Origin of the sequence: Apibacter sp. HY039, assembly GCF_004023655.1 — a bacterium.
GTDB classification, from domain to species: Bacteria; Bacteroidota; Bacteroidia; order Flavobacteriales; family Weeksellaceae; genus Apibacter; species Apibacter raozihei.
Map to the genome: position 1 here is coordinate 67654 of NZ_SAYM01000005.1, position 16423 is coordinate 84076.

Sequence of the window (16423 nt, forward strand, 5' to 3'; positions counted from 1 at the left end):
TATACATTTATTAATCGAATGGAAATAGTTGTTCAGATAGTAATGGGCTTTATAGTTTTTAATAGTATAATAAAGCTTAGTTTCTGGAAATGGTGGCAAACTGGAATTTTTAGCTTAGCAGCAGGTGTTTTCATTCTGCTAAGCTATCCCTACGCCATTCAACAATCCAAAGTTCAGATTACAGAATTTCTTAATAATAACATCATGATGCAGGATACGGCTGTTTTAGTAACTATAGAGTCAGCTGTATGTATTGCTTTTTGTTTTGTATCATTGAATGGAATATTGAAAAATAAAACCAATAAATGGCAGAGAATTTTAGGAGCATACCCAAGTATTCTGTTGTTTCCTGTATTATTTTACGTAGAAACACAGGCCATTTTCATATTTACCGGAGAAAATTTTTTAATGATAACTATGGTGGTAGCGATTGCAGTATGCCTACTAATCAATATAGGAAGTTTGTTAATTAAGAAATTGATCCCTGAAAATGAATTACGATTGGAAATGCATTTTCTAATAGGATTAATTACAGCTTTTGCAGGGTTAATTGTAACAGTAAATGAAAAAGTAGTGTATCAGGCAGTAGAAGAACCTTTAAATTTAAAACATTTAGCTTATACGCTTACAGGTTTATTTTTTGCATTAATAATTGGTTTTTATGGAAATAAAATAAGCTGGATACTTAAATCAAGAAAAATAAAAAAAGAAAATTAAATAAAAAAATGGAATTAATTTCAAAAATATTATTTTGGGTAGCTAACAGTTTATTAATACCCGATATTATAATACTTTTATTCTTATTTGCCCGGGCTTTACTTCTAATAGGTAGTTTTTACAATCAATTTATAGTTAGAGGTAAAAACAACAAAAAAATTAACGGATTAATTGAAACATTTTCAAAATCAGACGTTAATAAACTTAAAGAAATATTGCCAAAAAATGATAATTCATTATACATAAAATATTTAAGAAATATTTTAAATAAACCTTTAACAGAAGCATATTCAGATTATACAATTTCAAATTTTGAAAATGAAGCAGACAAAGACTTATCCTTGTCTAAAGTATTAGCAAAATTAGGGCCGGTATTAGGATTAATAGGAACTTTAATAGCTATGAGTCCTGCATTAGTAGGCTTATCCACCGGAGATATCGCAGATATGGCTTATAATATGCAAGTGGTTTTTGCTACCACTGTTGTAGGATTAGTAGTCAGTGCGATTGGTTTAATTACTCTTCAGACTAAGCAACGCTGGTACTCAAACGATCTTAATAATTTGGACTTTGTTGCTCGTGTTTTAACTGAAAATCAGACAGATTATGAGAAGACCAAGGAGAATTAATAAATTTTCAAAAGAAGAAGATACAGATCCGCTTAGTGTAGTTGTTAATTTATTTGACGTGGCTATGGTATTTGCAGTTGCTCTTATGGTGGCTATGGTAATGAATCTTAATATGACTGAGGTTTTTTCCAAAGAAGATTTCACTGTTGTAAAAAATCCGGGTAAAGATAATATGGAAATAATCACTAAAGAAGGCAATAAAATTAATAAATACACTCCCTCTCAGGAGAAATCTTCCGGTAAAAAAGGGAAAAAGGTTGGAATTGCCTATGAAATGGAAAACGGTGAAATTATTTATATTCCGGAAAATTAGTAATTATATTAAAAAAATATATATTTTGTACTAAAATAAAATAAAGTAAATTTTGTATATTGCCTGAAGTTTTAGTCCTTAAAATTTTAGAATTTTAAGGACTAAAAATTATTTTAGATGCAATACACAGCCTGTTTTCAGAGATATATATGACAGAATATCCGAATAATAAACTGGCATGATAAATGCAATTATCTTAACGGAATTATTATATTTGTATAATTCAGATAATTTAGAATATAAGAGTCATACATGAACGAGAATTTTTCACAACAAGTAAAAGATGTAATAAGCTTCAGTAATGAAGAAGTATTACGATTGGGGCATGACCATTTAGGAACCGAACATCTCATTCTTGGAATTTTGCGTGAAGGTAATAGTAAGGCAATTACTGTATTGCAAAGTCTGAATGTTGATTTGGGTGATTTGAGACAACAAATTGAAAATCTAAATACATCGAACTCAATTATAAAAGTAGATAGAAATAATATTCCTTTCACTAAAGCTGCAGAAAGAGCTTTAAAAACAAGCTTCTTGGAAGCTAAGCTTTTCAGGAGTCCTGAGATAGAAACTATACACCTGTTACTATGCATTCTTAGAATTGAAAGCGATCCGGTAACTCAGGTTTTTAAAAAGTATAATATAGATGCAAATACAGTGAGAGAAGAGTATAGATTTCAGTTTCAGGAAGATTTTACAGATCAACCGTCAGCAGAATTTGAAGAGGATTCACCATCAGAAGGTAGTCAATACGAAAGTTCAAAACCTTCAGGAAATACTGGTGGAGCTTCTGCAAAAAGCAGAACTCCGGTGCTTGATAATTTCGGAAGGGATTTAACAGTTGCTGCCATAGAAGGAAGATTAGATCCAGTAGTAGGAAGAGAAAAAGAGATTGAAAGAGTTTCTCAGATTTTAAGCCGTAGAAAAAAGAATAATCCTTTGTTAATAGGAGAACCTGGAGTGGGTAAATCCGCCATTGCTGAAGGGTTAGCTTTAAGAATTGTACAGAAAAAAGTGTCCAGGGTTTTATACAATAAAAGAGTAGTTACCTTAGACGTCGCTAGTCTGGTGGCAGGAACCAAATATAGAGGACAGTTTGAAGAAAGAATGAAGGCGATTATGAATGAATTGGAAAAAAATTCAGACATAATCTTGTTCATAGATGAAATACATACAATAGTAGGAGCAGGAGGAGCTACCGGCTCTCTTGATGCTTCAAATATGTTTAAACCGGCTTTAGCTAGAGGAGAAATTCAATGCATAGGAGCTACCACTTTAGACGAATATCGTCAATACATTGAAAAAGATGGTGCCCTTGAGCGACGTTTTCAAAAGGTAATGGTAGAGCAGACTTCTCCGGAAGAAACCGTAATTATACTGAATCAAATTAAAGATAAGTATGAAGAACATCATAATGTTACCTATACGGATGATGCAATTAAAGCATGTGTAAATTTAACGACCCGATATATAACCGATCGTTTCTTGCCGGATAAAGCCATAGATGCTTTGGACGAAGCAGGTTCGCGAGTTCATATAAAAAACATTAAGGTTCCTCAGGAAATTCTAACTTATGAAAAAGACTTGGAAAAAATTAGAGAAGAAAAAACCAAGGTAATTAAAAGTCAGAAATATGAGGAGGCAGCAAGGCTCAGAGATACAGAAAAAGAAATTGAAGCTAAGCTTGCAAATGCTCAGAGAGAATGGGAAAAATCTTCCAGAGAACACAAAGAGATTGTTACTGAAGATAATGTTGCAGAAGTTGTTTCAATGATGAGTGGAGTTCCTGTACAGAGAGTTGCTGAAGGTGAACTTCAGAAGCTTGCCCAAATGAAAGATTTGATGAAAGGAAAAATCATTGGTCAGGATGAAGCTGTGAATAAAGTAGTTAAGGCAATACAAAGAAACCGAGCCGGATTAAAAGATCCAAACAGACCCATAGGTACTTTTATATTTTTAGGTTCTACAGGAGTTGGTAAAACTCAGTTGGCAAAAGTTATGGCCAAAGAATTGTTTGATTCTGATGATTCATTAATACGAATTGATATGAGTGAATATATGGAAAAATTTGCAGTATCAAGACTAGTAGGAGCGCCTCCGGGATACGTCGGTTACGAAGAAGGAGGACAACTTACTGAAGCTGTAAGAAGAAAACCATATGCCGTGATACTGTTAGATGAGATAGAAAAAGCTCATCCGGATGTATTTAATATACTTTTACAAATTTTAGACGATGGACATGTTACAGATAGTTTGGGAAGAAAAATTGATTTTAGAAATACCATCATTATCTTAACCTCTAATATCGGTACACGCGAACTAAAAGATTTTGGAGATGGAGTAGGTTTTGGTACATCTGCTAAAAAGACATCTTCCGATGCCAGAGCAAAGTCGACATTGGAAAATGCTCTGAAGAGAACTTTTGCTCCTGAATTTTTAAATAGAATTGACGATGTAATTGTATTCAATAGTCTTGATAAAGATGACATTTCTAAAATTATAGATTTGGAATTGCAGAAAGTTTACGAAAGAATTGAAAAAATCGGATATAAAGTAACACTAACTTCAGAAGCTAAAGAATTTATTATTGATAAAGGCTGGGACAAAAGTTTTGGTGCACGTCCGTTAAAAAGAGCTATTCAAAAATACATCGAAGACTTATTGGCGGAAGAAATTATAAGTTCATCCATTCATGAAGGAGATTCTATTGAAGTAGGAGTAAATGAAGAAAAAGACAATACGGTGATTAAAATAATCGAAGGAAAAGAGACTTCTTCAAGTACTAATAATTAAAAAAATAAAATAGATGAATGTCGATATATACATATCGGCATTTTTTTATTTATAAAAGATTTGGAACAAAAAAAAGAGGTAATACTACCTCTTTTTTATATTTCCTAAATTTTGTGTTGTAACACTAAACCCATTCATTAATGAATTCTCCTGTTCCCATTTTGATACCTTTTGCAGAAATAACAAAAGTCTCAGTTAATGGATTTCTTCCGATAGAATCAAAATTTTCACGGTATTTAACAACATAACCTTCAGAAAAGTTTAATTCTTTCAGCGTAGCATCAGAATCTCTTTTAATAAAAGTTATTTTACCGTCTTTTCTTTCGAAACTATTAGTCATCCACTCGAAGATATCAGTTTCTCCGGTAGATTCAACAGTTACTTCAATTCTTCCTCCTCTTGTCTGAGAAGAAGGACGTCCGGTTGGGTCTGTTTCTTGAGCTAGTGAATAATTAACATTCAGAATGTTATACTTTTTCCCTGCTACTTGTAAATTTGCTTTAAATGACATAAGAGCTGTATTTATGGATTAATAATTGATGTTTAAAAAAATATAATTTATATGACAAATGTACTAAAAAACATTTAATTTATCTTGTTTTTTTTTAGTTAATTAATTTTAAATATCTAATTTTTTGATATTCAATTTTTTATAAATAAAAATTTCCTGAATGAAATTAAAAAGAAACAAGTTTTCTTTAAAGAAAAAAAGTAATACTTTTGTCATAGCTTATCGAGAAAGGCGGAGGGACAGGCCCTGAGAAACCTTGGCAACCGGTTATTTTAGTAAACAAGGTGCTAATTCCTGCCCGGTTTGGGAAAGATAACAATTTTATTACAAAAATGTTACACAGGGATATTTCGTTTTTTCTTTTCTTGAAGAGCAAGTCTCATTTTTGTATAAATTATTGAAAAATTAAAGAATGAAAATCAAATATTTTTTTACTTCAAGTGTTATTATTTTTTCCCTATTCACATTAAATGCTCAAGAGTCAGACTCATTGCAGCAAAATATAAGTAATTTGGAGAATATAGTGATAGTAGGGGGAAGAAATACTGCGCGAACAGCCATTAATTCTCCTGTAGCTATTGATGTTATCGATGTGAAAAAAATAGAAAAATTATCACCTCAGGCGACTGTAAATGATTTGTTAAACTATTTGGTACCTTCATTCAATTCCGTAAAACAATCTTCATCCGATGGTACGGAGCATGTTGATCCGGCAACATTAAGAGGAATGGGACCGGATCAGGTTCTGGTTCTTATAAATGGGAAAAGAAGACATACAACATCATTAGTCAATTATCAGAATACAGTAGGAAACGGCTCTGTAGGAACCGATTTAAGTGCTATTCCAGCTTCAGCAATAGAAAGAATTGAAGTCCTACGGGATGGTGCAGCCGCGCAGTATGGATCTGATGCAATTGCAGGAGTTATAAATATTGTCCTAAAAAAAAGCTTCGGAGGTAGTATATCTGCTACTTATGGGGTAACTAACAGAAATGATGGAGAAAACTACAGTTTAAGTAGTAACTATGGTACTAAATTAGGTAATGATGGAGGATCTATAAATTTATCATTTGTCGTTAGTCAAAGGAATGCTACAAATAGGTCATACGAAAATAATCTGGATAAATTTGGAGATAATTTTGCTTATGACTTTGCTCCGGATCCAGCTCAAGCTCGTGCCAATGATGAAACGATTATGGCTGCAAGAGGTTTATCACAAAAAGATTTCAGATTTAGAATAGGAGATGCCAAAATAAAAAATCAACAATTTTTTATAAATGTAATATATCCATTATCACAGAAATTGGAGTTTTACACTTTCGGAGGAGCTAGTCTAAGGCAAGGGGAAGGAGCTGAGTTCAGAAGATTACCCAGTGAAACGGATAATGTCGTAACAGAAATTTATCCTAATGGATTTCAGCCTTTGTTAAAATCGAACATCTATGATATCTCACAGGTAGCTGGGATCAAATATAAATACGATAACTGGATTATTGATTTAAGCAATACTTTTGGAGAGAATATTTTCAATTATCAGGTTGCAAATACAAACAATGCTTCTTTAGGAATACATTCTCCAACCAGATTTAATGCAGGCGGACACAGTTTTTTACAAAACACTATAAACCTTGATGTTTCAAAAAAAATAAATTCGTATTTTTCTTTGGGTTTAGGTACTGAATTCAGATATGAACAATATAAAATAACAGCAGGAGAAGAAGCTTCATGGGCCAGATATGATAAATATGGAAATATTGTATCTGAAGTAACCAAGCCTGAAGATATAATAGGAGCAGGAGGCTCACAGGGATTTGTCGGATTCTCACCATTAAATTCTATAAATAAAAACAGGACAAGTGTGGCTACTTATGCAGATTTAGCTTTTACTTTAGGGCGTCTGTCAGGAAATATAGCGGGCAGGTATGAACATTTCAGTGATTTTGGTAATTCAGTAACCGGAAAATTAGCTGTGAGATATGAATATGCTCAGGGATTTGCAATACGAGGCGCGGTTAGTACTGGTTTTAGAGCCCCTTCTCTTCAACAACAATATTTTAATAATTCATATACAGATATTTCAACTACAGGAAATAAAATTGTAGCTAAAGGTATTTTTACAAATGATAGTAATCTGGCAAAAGCTTTAGGAATAGAAAAATTAAAAGATGAAAAGTCTGTAAATGTGAGTGCAGGTTTAACTTTTCGTCCTGTAAATAAACTTTATATAACTTTAGATGGATACTATATAAGAGTAAATGACAGAATTGTTTTAACCAGTGAATTTGTAAATGACCTGATTCAATCTTACGGAGTAGAAGGGGCACGGTTTTTTACGAATGCCGTAGATACAGAAACTAAAGGTATTGATTGGGTAGCTGCTTATAGTTTTTATGTAGGGGCAGGAAAATTAGATGTCAGTTTGTCAGGTAATTATACGGAAACTAAAATTATTGATTATCATTTTCCTGAAGTTTTCGGAGGTGACAGAAATGAGTACTTCGGCCCGGATCAGGTAAACATCATTGAATCGCTGACACCTAAATCAAAAGCAAGTCTGGGATTAATATATACGCTTAATAAATGGAATTTTTTAGTGAGAAATACTTATTATGGAAAAGTTACGCGTAACGGTTATCCATATGGAGAAATACAATACCATTCCTCCAAGTACGTTACTGATTTTAGTATCAGTTATAGCTTGACTAAAAATCTGGGAATTACTTTGGGAGGTAATAATGTATTTGATATATTTCCTGATAAACAAATTTATGAAAATTCATATTATAATGTATTTAAATATGCTCCTGTCCAAATGGGGATTACAGGAGCCAACTGGTTTGCCAGGTTAAATATGAACTTTTAATTATTCACCACGAAAAAAGTAAAATGAAAAAAATTGGATGGAAAACAGCAACAGCTATTGTTGTTTCCAATATGATAGGAACAGGAGTATTTACCAGTTTAGGGTATCAGGTTCCTGAATTGCATAATACATTTACCTTACTTTTACTTTGGTTTGCAGGAGGGGTATTGGCCTTAATTGGGGCATTTGTATATGCAGAATTAGGAACACATTTTAAGCAATCCGGTGGTGATTATATTTATCTTTCCCGAACCTATCATCCGTTAGCCGGATATTTAACCAGCTGGGTGTCTTTAATAGTCGGCTTTTCTGCTCCCGTTTCTTTAGCTGCATTGGCTATGGCTAAATATCTGGGAATAGAACAAGTTAAAACATTTGCTATTTTTGTTATTATATTTATTGCTGTTTTTCAGTGTTTTAGCCTTAAAGTAAGTAGTCATTTTCAAAACATTTTTGCCATACTTAAAGTGGTTTTTATAGTAGTTTTGATCATTATAGGTTTTATTATTTTTCCCAGTCAGCCTAATGCTTTATTGTGGGATTCAACATGGAAAAATGAATTATTGATGCCCGCATTTGCCAGTTCTTTGGTTTTTGTTACCTATGCATATACCGGATGGAATTCAGCATCCTATATAGTCGAAGAACTGGATAAGCCAAAGGTTAACCTTCCCAAAGCATTAATTATAGGTACGTCATTTGTAACCATAAGCTATGTACTGGTTAATTTTGTATTTCTGTATCACGCCTCTATCAGTGAATTAAGCGGAAAGGAAGACGTTGCCAATATAGCATTTTATAACGTATTGGGAGCTGATGGCGTAAAATGGGTAAATTATTTTATTGCATTGCAATTAGTAGCAACTATAAGCGGATATTTATGGGTAGGTTCCAGAGTTACTCAAGCTACAGCCAGAGAAAATCGTTTATGGAAATATCTTGAAAAAGAAAATAAAAATAGAATCCCTATTCGGGCAGTATTAATACATACTTTGATAAGTATAATAATTATACTTAGTGGAAAATTCGAGGAAATTTTTATCTATACCTCTTTTGTACTTCAGTTACTTGCCACTGCGGCAGTAAGCACTTCTTTATTTCTTAAGAAAAAAGACCGGACTTTATTCAAAGGTAACTGGTTTTTACTATTACCCAGTATATTTTTACTTTTTAGTTTTTACATTCTGTACTTTACTTTTGCAAATCATCCAAGAGAAAGTTTTATAGGTTTAGGTATAATATTAGTTGGAGGTATCTTGTATTTTTTCGATAAGAATAAAATGATTAAAGAATAAAATAGTCTTTTAATTAATATAAGATATAATAATTGGAATATTTGTAAATTTAACATTAGTGTTAAATTAGAATTAAGATGAGTAAGTATATAGCTTGCAATTATTTAAACTATGATAATCAAAATAAATTATGGAGTTTGCATGAAGACTTTATAATGGCTTTTAGATATTCTGACGGTTTTACAGAACGATTATTGTCTGCTGATTTTTTTATTGATAAAAATTTTAAGCTTTTATGTTACTTAGGCTCATTTGATAAATTTAAAGATAGCACAGAACATGGTCTTCATTTTGTAATAGAAACCCATCTACCCAATGATATTAGGCAATTGGTTTCATCATTAATGAAAGAAAAATATGATTTTGAAAAGTTCGTAATGACAGATATGCCAGATGTTCAAGTTTATCTAAAATCAGGGGTAGATACAAAATCAGTATATATAAATTATATTATGCTGAGTGATACGGATGATATATTAGAATTTATGTCAGAAAAGAAATTATTTAAATTAACAAGTAAAATAGTAGGTTGGATAAATGATTGTTACGAAAGTCTTGTTAAAAAATAGCTATTTTGTATTTTTTACAAACAGTATATAAAATTAATAAAAAACCGAAGGAATCCTTGCCTTCGGTTTTTTGTTATATATATTCAATAAATATTATTTTTTTATAAATTTAAGAGTTTGCTCCTTTATACGTAAAAAATATACATTTGAGGTTAATTCGGATACATCCAAACAAATTTCTTTATCAGGTTTAATGGCAAAAGTTTTAACAATTTTTCCATTTCTATCAATAATTGTAGCTATTATATTTTTACTTCCTTCCACTTTAATCCCCTTAATATATATGATATCTTCTACAGGATTAGGATGCAATGAAACTGAGGAAGATAGGGTGTCTCCAAAAGTTATATCATTTGTAGATGATAAATTGGTTCTAAAACTACTTTGAGCGTATCTGGATTGAACTGAAGGAGAACAATAGGTTGTTACTCTCCAATCATAAGATACATCAGGTAATAAACCAGTTAAAGATGCATAATTGTTAGCTGTTACAGCAGCTGTGGTCCAAAAAGAAGTATTAGTAGGCTTAAATTCAACTTTATATCTGTAGGCTCCGTTAACCGATAACCAGCTAAGTTTAGCACTATTGCTTGATATATTTGTTTCGGATAAGTCTGAAGGAGTAATGCAGGTTTCTGGTGTAATAAAATCACTTTGAGAATAAGCAGAGGTTGAAGACGTGGAACAGTATGTTTTCACTCTCCAAGTGTAAGAAGTGTTCTCTTTCAATCCTGATATGGTAAAAGCATTTGATTTTGTTCTAACCATTATCCATATAGTATCATAAGCAGCTTTATATTCAACCTTATATTTATAGACTCCGGCAATTGGATTCCAGTTAAGTGAAGCGCTGTTATTTGTGATATTAATTACCCTAAGTCCCGATGGGGCTGAGCAATCGCTAGCAGTCCTGAAAACACTTTGAGAAAATCCGGAACTGATTGAGGGAGAACAGTAAGTTATAACTCTCCAGTTATAAAAGGTATTCGGTTCAAGTCCGGTAAATGTGAAAGAATTATCCGTTGTTACCGTAGCAGTTACCCAATTGGTAAGTGTATCATTTTTGTATTCAACTTTGTACCTGAAGGCACCGGAAACTTGTTCCCAATTAACAGTAGCACTATTTTTTGATATATTATTAGTATTGAGCCCCGAAGGATTTATACAAGTCCCGGAAGTATTAAAATTACTTTGAGAATAAGCGGAGCTTGATGACGTGGTACAGTTTGCTTTTATTCTCCAGCTATATGAAGTATTCTCTTCTAATCCTGAAATTGTATAAACATTAGATGTTGTTCTGGCTGTATTCCAGTTGGTATCTGAAAGAGATTTATACTCCACTATATAATTTACTGCGCCATTTACCAAATTCCAATTAAGAGTTGCTTTATTAGTTGAAATATTGGTTGTGTTTAGTCCAGAAGGGGATATACAGCCACCGGAGGTCACAAAACTACTTTGTGAATATCCTGAATTCATTCTCATATCACAATACGTATTTACTCTCCAGTCGTACGATGTGTTAGTTTGTAGGCCCTTCAGTTCAAATGAATTGGAAGTTGTATAGGCACGTGTCCATATTGTATCAGAATAAGCTTTAAATTCAATTGAGTATTTATTAACTCTATTACCAGGATTCCATGAAAGTAAGGCGCTCGTATCGGATATATTAGAAACGTTAAGTCCGGTAGTAAATGGACAGTTTCTTGTAGTAAAAGAATTTTGTTTGTATATAGAACTGCTTGAATTATAGCAATTTGTTTTGATTCTACATAGATACGATGTACCTGCATTTAATTTAGATAAAGTGAAAGATGTAGCAGTGTTTTCAATAGTAGTGGCAATCCAGTTATCCTCTGATTCCATTTTGTATTCAACGGTATAGTTCTTAGCTCCGTTCACTGCTTTCCAGTTAAGTATAGCACCACTACCATTTATATAAGTAATGCTAAGATCGTCTGGAGCAGAGCATGTGGGTACGGGAGGAAAAATATTGATAATTACAGCCTGATTATTGGTAAATCCTTGAGGATTGGTTATTTGATAATATCCATTAGCCTTTCCACCCCATCCTAAATTAAAGTGAATCAGATTGTTTGAGTCGTAACCGTCAGCAACAAATGCATGTCCGCCGGAGGATGACCTTCCCATAAAATAAACAGGATAGTTTTTGGTTAGCTGATCTTTTACTAAGTTTAGCCATTCCGCATTACTGGTATAGTTTGATCTGTACTTTATTTCAGCTGAAGGACTGTATTTAAAGTAATTTTTCAAAGCGGGGACAACATTAGCGTCAAAAGCTCCGGAAGCTGAAGGTCCATATATCATATTCACTGAAACTCCGGCATGATACATTAAAGTTGCCACAGCATCCACCTGTTGGGCGGATGAGGAGCTCGAAAGAAAATTAGGCATATGATTCCATTGGTAGTTTGTATTCTGGAAATTAGCAGTTAACGTTTTCCCTTTCCAGTTGTAAAAATTATTAGCTATTGTATACGTATGTGATCCACTCCCTTTGTCAGGATAATTCCAGAATTTCATTATTTGAGCCATAGCTGTAGCTACACACCCGGTCAGAGAAGATTTTCCTTCATAAGTAACAGGTGCCAGCTTATTATAGTATGGATACTGATTCCATATGGTTTTAAGTAGAGGATCAACGTTAGAAGCTAGAGAAACATTGGAACTTTTAGCTAGAGGAAGTGCTTTTCCTGTAAGTAAAGCTTTCCATTCTTCTTCGATTAACGAATTCTCTTGATTGATAACTTTTTGAGCTTTGTTTTTTCTTAGATATTCATTAGCCAATTGGTAATTGTTAAGAATATATAGTAATTCAGGAGAAATTGATTGGTCTAAGGTAATGGGAGAATCAAGAGAATAAGCTAAAACGGGGTGATTTTCACTTTCTGATGAAATAATAATAAAACCATTTCCATCAGTATTTTTAAAAATATAAAAACCATCGTATTTTTTATCAAGTTGGTCTGTAACATTCGTCAATCCAATATTTCCAGACTTATGCTTTTCTGATTTAAAAATTAGAAAATTTTTTGCTACATATTCCGCAGTTTTTTCGGAAACATCTTGTCCATGGAATAGATAAGGTATAAGAATACCCATAACTATAATAATGTACTTGTAATTATTCATAAAAGCTTATTTGTAAATTAGTAATAATAATTGGTAAAAAATAATAAGTATTCTATATAATAGTAGCAAATAGTAATGACATAATAGAATATAAAGGTTCAGAGCCGTCTTAATTTTAAATCCGAGTATAATTAATATAAGACAAAGATTAGATGTAGTACATTATCATAGGCAGTAGTAATTAATGTTAGTCTATTCAAATATACTAATTTTATAATTAATATGTATAAAATATGTTTAATTTATGATATATTTTAATAAAAAATATATGTAACTTATGTTTGGTTGCAATTTTTTGTAATAAAATTTATTGTTATTATTTGCTTTATAAAAAGAGAAAGAAAGAACAGTTATAATTTTTAATATTTGTAACTTTTTATATTATAAAATAAATTATGAAATACTTAAAAATTTCTTTATAATTATTTTATTAATGTTTTGTTAGTTTGGTGCTTTTTCTAAGTACAACATTTAAAAATAAAAAAAAACCGAGGAAAATAAATTCTTCGGTTTTTTTATACAATTTCAGTAAATATTATTTTTTTATAAATTTAAAAGTTTGATCTTTAATACGTAAGAAATATAGGTTTGAAGTTAATTCGGATACATCCACTGTAATTTTTTTGTGAGGTTGAACAGTAACGGTTTTAACAATTTTTCCATTTCTATCAATAATAGTAATCAATAAATTGTCATTCTCTTTAAATTCAATACCCTTAATATATACAATTTCTTCTACAGGATTAGGATATAATGATATTGAGGAATACTTGCTTTCTTTTTTATTTTGCGTATCAAAATCATCATTAAGCATATCGCTCATAGATGAAGAAGTATTAAAACTACCTTGTACATACGAAGATTTAGAATCCGTACAATTAGTTTTGATTCTCCAGAGGTAAGCGGTATTTTCTTTTAATCCGTATAATATTAAAGAAGTTCCTTTAGTGTTAAGTAGTATGACATTCCATTTATCTTCATCAGAAGCTTTATATTCAACTCTGAAAGTTTGATTATCTTTCCCTGCGTTCCAGTTAAGGATGGCACTGTTGGTTAATATATTTGTAGTTGCAAGTCCGGAAGGTAAAGGACAAATAGCTAAAGTTAAAAAGGTGTTTTCAGTATATTCAGAGCTTTCAGAGTTAGAACAATTTGATTTAACTCTCCAGTAATAACGTTTTTTCTCTTTCAATCCAGTAAGAGTGATTGAGCTATCTCCATTAGAAACAGTAGTTTTAGTCCATTCGTTGTCGGAAGATGCTCTGTATTCCAGGGTATAGCTCAGTGCACTGCTAATGACATTCCATCTTAGGTTAACACTATTTTCAGTAATATCTGATGCAATTAATCTTGAAGGTGAAAAACAACTACTTAATGTATTAAAACTACCTTGCACATATGGAGATTTAGAATCCGTACAATTAGTTTTGATTCTCCAGAGGTAAGCGGTATTCTCTTTTAATCCGTATAATATTAAAGAAGTTCCTTTAGTGTTAAGTAGTATGACATTCCATTTATCTTCATCAGAAGCTTTATATTCAACTCTGAAAGTTTGATTATCTTTCCCTGCGTTCCAGTTAAGGATGGCACTGTTGGTTAATATATTTGTAGTTGCAAGTCCGGAAGGTAAAGGACAAATAGCTAAAGTTAAAAAGGTGTTTTCAGTATATTCAGAGCTTTCAGAGTTAGAACAATTTGATTTAACTCTCCAGTAATAACGTTTTTTCTCTTTCAATCCAGTAAGAGTGATTGAGCTATCTCCATTAGAAACAGTAGTTTTAGTCCATTCGTTGTCGGAAGATGCTCTGTATTCCAGGGTATAGCTCAGTGCACTGCTAATGACATTCCATCTTAGGTTGACACTATTTTCAGTAATATCTGATGCAATTAATCTTGAAGGTGAAAAACAACTACTTAATGTATTAAAACTACCTTGCACATACGAAGATTTAGAATCCGGACAATTGGTTTTGATTCTCCAGAGGTAAGCGGTATTCTCTTTTAATCTATAGAGTGTAAGAGAACTACCGGAAGTAATATTTTTTATGATTGTCCATTTATCTTCATCAGAAGCTTTGTATTCAAGGGTATAGCTCAGGGCGCTACTAATGTCATTCCATTTCAGGTAAACACCATTAGTAGATAAATTTGAAATAGTAAGACCAGTTGGAGCAGGGCAACCTTTCAAGGTTGTGAATTCATACTGATTATATTCAGAAAAATTAGAATCAGAACAGTTTGTTTTCACTCTCCATAAGTATTTTGTATCAGAAATTAAATTAGAAAGAGTCAAAGTATTTGTTTTAAGCGATGTAGTTGCAACTATCCAGTCAGAGTTAATTGAAGTTTTGTATTCTACTGTATAACCTTTTGACATACTAATCTCATCCCATTTAATAATAACATCATTAGTAGATAAATTAGAAATAGTAAGATTTGTTGGAGTAGGGCATTTTTCAATGGTAGTGAAGTCGTATTGACTATATTCAGAAAAAATGGAATCAGAACAATTTGTTTTCACCCTCCACGAATATTTGGTGTTAGGGTTTAAGTCTGATAAAGTAATTGAATTAGCAGTAGTAGAAGAAGTGGCTACAATCCATTCCGTATCAGCAGAAGGTTTATATTCCACGTCATAACTTTGAGCCAAACTCATTGTGTTCCATGCAAGGGTAGCACTATGGGAAGAAATGTTTGATACAGTAAGTCCTGTGGGAGCAGAGCAGGGAGGTTTTATATTAATGATAACAGATTGATTAATAGAATATCCCTGAGGATTAGTTATCTGGTAATATCCATCAAAGAAACCACCCCATCCTAAATTGAAATGTATTAAGTTATTAGAGTCATAGCCATCTGCGATAAAAGCATGACCGCTGGAAGAAGAGTTTCCGGAAAAATAAACCGGAAATCCTTTTGATAATTGTTCTTTGACCAAATTTAACCAGTCTGTATCATTGGTATAGTTAGATCTGTATTTCATTTCAATATCATTGCTATAGTTAAAATAATTCTTTAGAGCTAAAAGTGCTCTAGAGCTATAAGCACCTGATCCTGAAGGGCTGTACATCATATCAACGGAAATTCCTGCATGTAGCATCAAAGTAGCTACAGCATCAACTTGTTGAGACGTTGAATTATCGGAAAGATAAATAGGCATATTATTCCATTGATAGTATGATTTTTCAAAATCTGCGGTTAATGTTTTACCCTTCCAGTTGTAATAACGATTAGAAATAACATATGAGTGAGAACCTATTCCTTTATCTGGATAATTCCAGAATTTCATAATCTGAGCCATAGTAGTAGCTACACATCCGGTAACACAGGAGGTTCCCTCATATGTTACTGGGGTTAGTTTGTTATAATAGGGAGATTGATTCCACATGGTTTTGATTAATGGCGAAACACTGGTAGCTAAAGATGTTTTAGAATTTTTAGAAAGAGGAAGGAAAGTTCCTGAAAGTAAAGCTTTCCATTCATTATTAATCACTGTATTTTCTTCAGATCTGAATTTGCTTGATTTGTTTTTTATTAAATATTCATTGCATTCCTGGTATCCGCTAAGTAGGTACAAAAA

At 32.1% G+C, this 16423-nt stretch carries 10 protein-coding genes and 1 riboswitch; of the genes, 7 read left to right on the forward strand and 3 right to left on the reverse strand.

Translation table 11 applies throughout. The features are described from left to right. Positions 1 to 18 precede the first annotated feature (18 nt). The 4 genes from EQ921_RS10925 (at position 19) to EQ921_RS10940 (ending at position 4452) form a co-directional block, all read left to right on the forward strand. On the forward strand, positions 19 to 717 hold the full coding sequence (locus EQ921_RS10925) for a hypothetical protein (RefSeq protein WP_128151688.1): 699 nt from the start codon (positions 19 to 21) through the stop codon (positions 715 to 717). Between the two features lie 8 nt (positions 718 to 725). Next, entirely contained in the window at positions 726 to 1346 is a 621-nt protein-coding gene (locus EQ921_RS10930) for a MotA/TolQ/ExbB proton channel family protein (protein ID WP_128151690.1), read from the forward strand. Continuing rightward, positions 1324 to 1659 (forward strand): DUF2149 domain-containing protein, encoded by a 336-nt coding sequence (locus tag EQ921_RS10935; RefSeq protein WP_128151692.1) that lies wholly within the window; start codon positions 1324 to 1326, stop codon positions 1657 to 1659. Before EQ921_RS10930 ends, EQ921_RS10935 begins: the two co-directional genes overlap by 23 nt. A 252-nt stretch (positions 1660 to 1911) precedes the next feature. Then, entirely contained in the window at positions 1912 to 4452 is a 2541-nt protein-coding gene (locus EQ921_RS10940; protein WP_128331683.1) for an ATP-dependent Clp protease ATP-binding subunit, read from the forward strand. A 124-nt stretch (positions 4453 to 4576) separates the two neighbouring features. Here the strand turns inward: EQ921_RS10940 and tssD are convergent, their stop codons facing one another. Then, positions 4577 to 4963: a type VI secretion system tube protein TssD gene (gene tssD, locus EQ921_RS10945; protein ID WP_128151696.1), complete on the reverse strand. Its 387-nt coding sequence runs from the start codon at positions 4961 to 4963 to the stop codon at positions 4577 to 4579. Between the two features lie 216 nt (positions 4964 to 5179). Further along, positions 5180 to 5282, forward strand: a riboswitch (SAM riboswitch). A 93-nt stretch (positions 5283 to 5375) separates the two neighbouring features. Here tssD and EQ921_RS10950 point away from each other — a divergent pair. The 3 genes from EQ921_RS10950 (at position 5376) to EQ921_RS10960 (ending at position 9690) form a co-directional block, all read left to right on the forward strand. Further along, positions 5376 to 7826, forward strand: coding sequence for a TonB-dependent siderophore receptor (locus EQ921_RS10950; RefSeq protein WP_128331684.1), 2451 nt, complete (start codon positions 5376 to 5378; stop codon positions 7824 to 7826). Positions 7827 to 7849: 23 nt separating this feature from the next. Beyond that, positions 7850 to 9121, forward strand: a complete 1272-nt coding sequence (locus tag EQ921_RS10955) for an APC family permease (RefSeq protein ID WP_128331685.1) — start codon at positions 7850 to 7852, stop codon at positions 9119 to 9121. Between the two features lie 77 nt (positions 9122 to 9198). Continuing rightward, a complete protein-coding gene (locus EQ921_RS10960) occupies positions 9199 to 9690 on the forward strand; it encodes a hypothetical protein (RefSeq protein WP_128331686.1) in 492 nt (163 codons plus the stop codon). A gap of 93 nt (positions 9691 to 9783) precedes the next feature. On the opposite strand, the gene EQ921_RS10965 is transcribed toward EQ921_RS10960, so the two are convergent. Beyond that, positions 9784 to 12843: a C10 family peptidase gene (locus tag EQ921_RS10965; RefSeq protein WP_128331687.1), complete on the reverse strand. Its 3060-nt coding sequence runs from the start codon at positions 12841 to 12843 to the stop codon at positions 9784 to 9786. Between the two features lie 535 nt (positions 12844 to 13378). Beyond that, a complete protein-coding gene (locus EQ921_RS10970) occupies positions 13379 to 16420 on the reverse strand; it encodes a C10 family peptidase (RefSeq protein ID WP_128331688.1) in 3042 nt (1013 codons plus the stop codon). Positions 16421 to 16423: the final 3 nt, after the last annotated feature.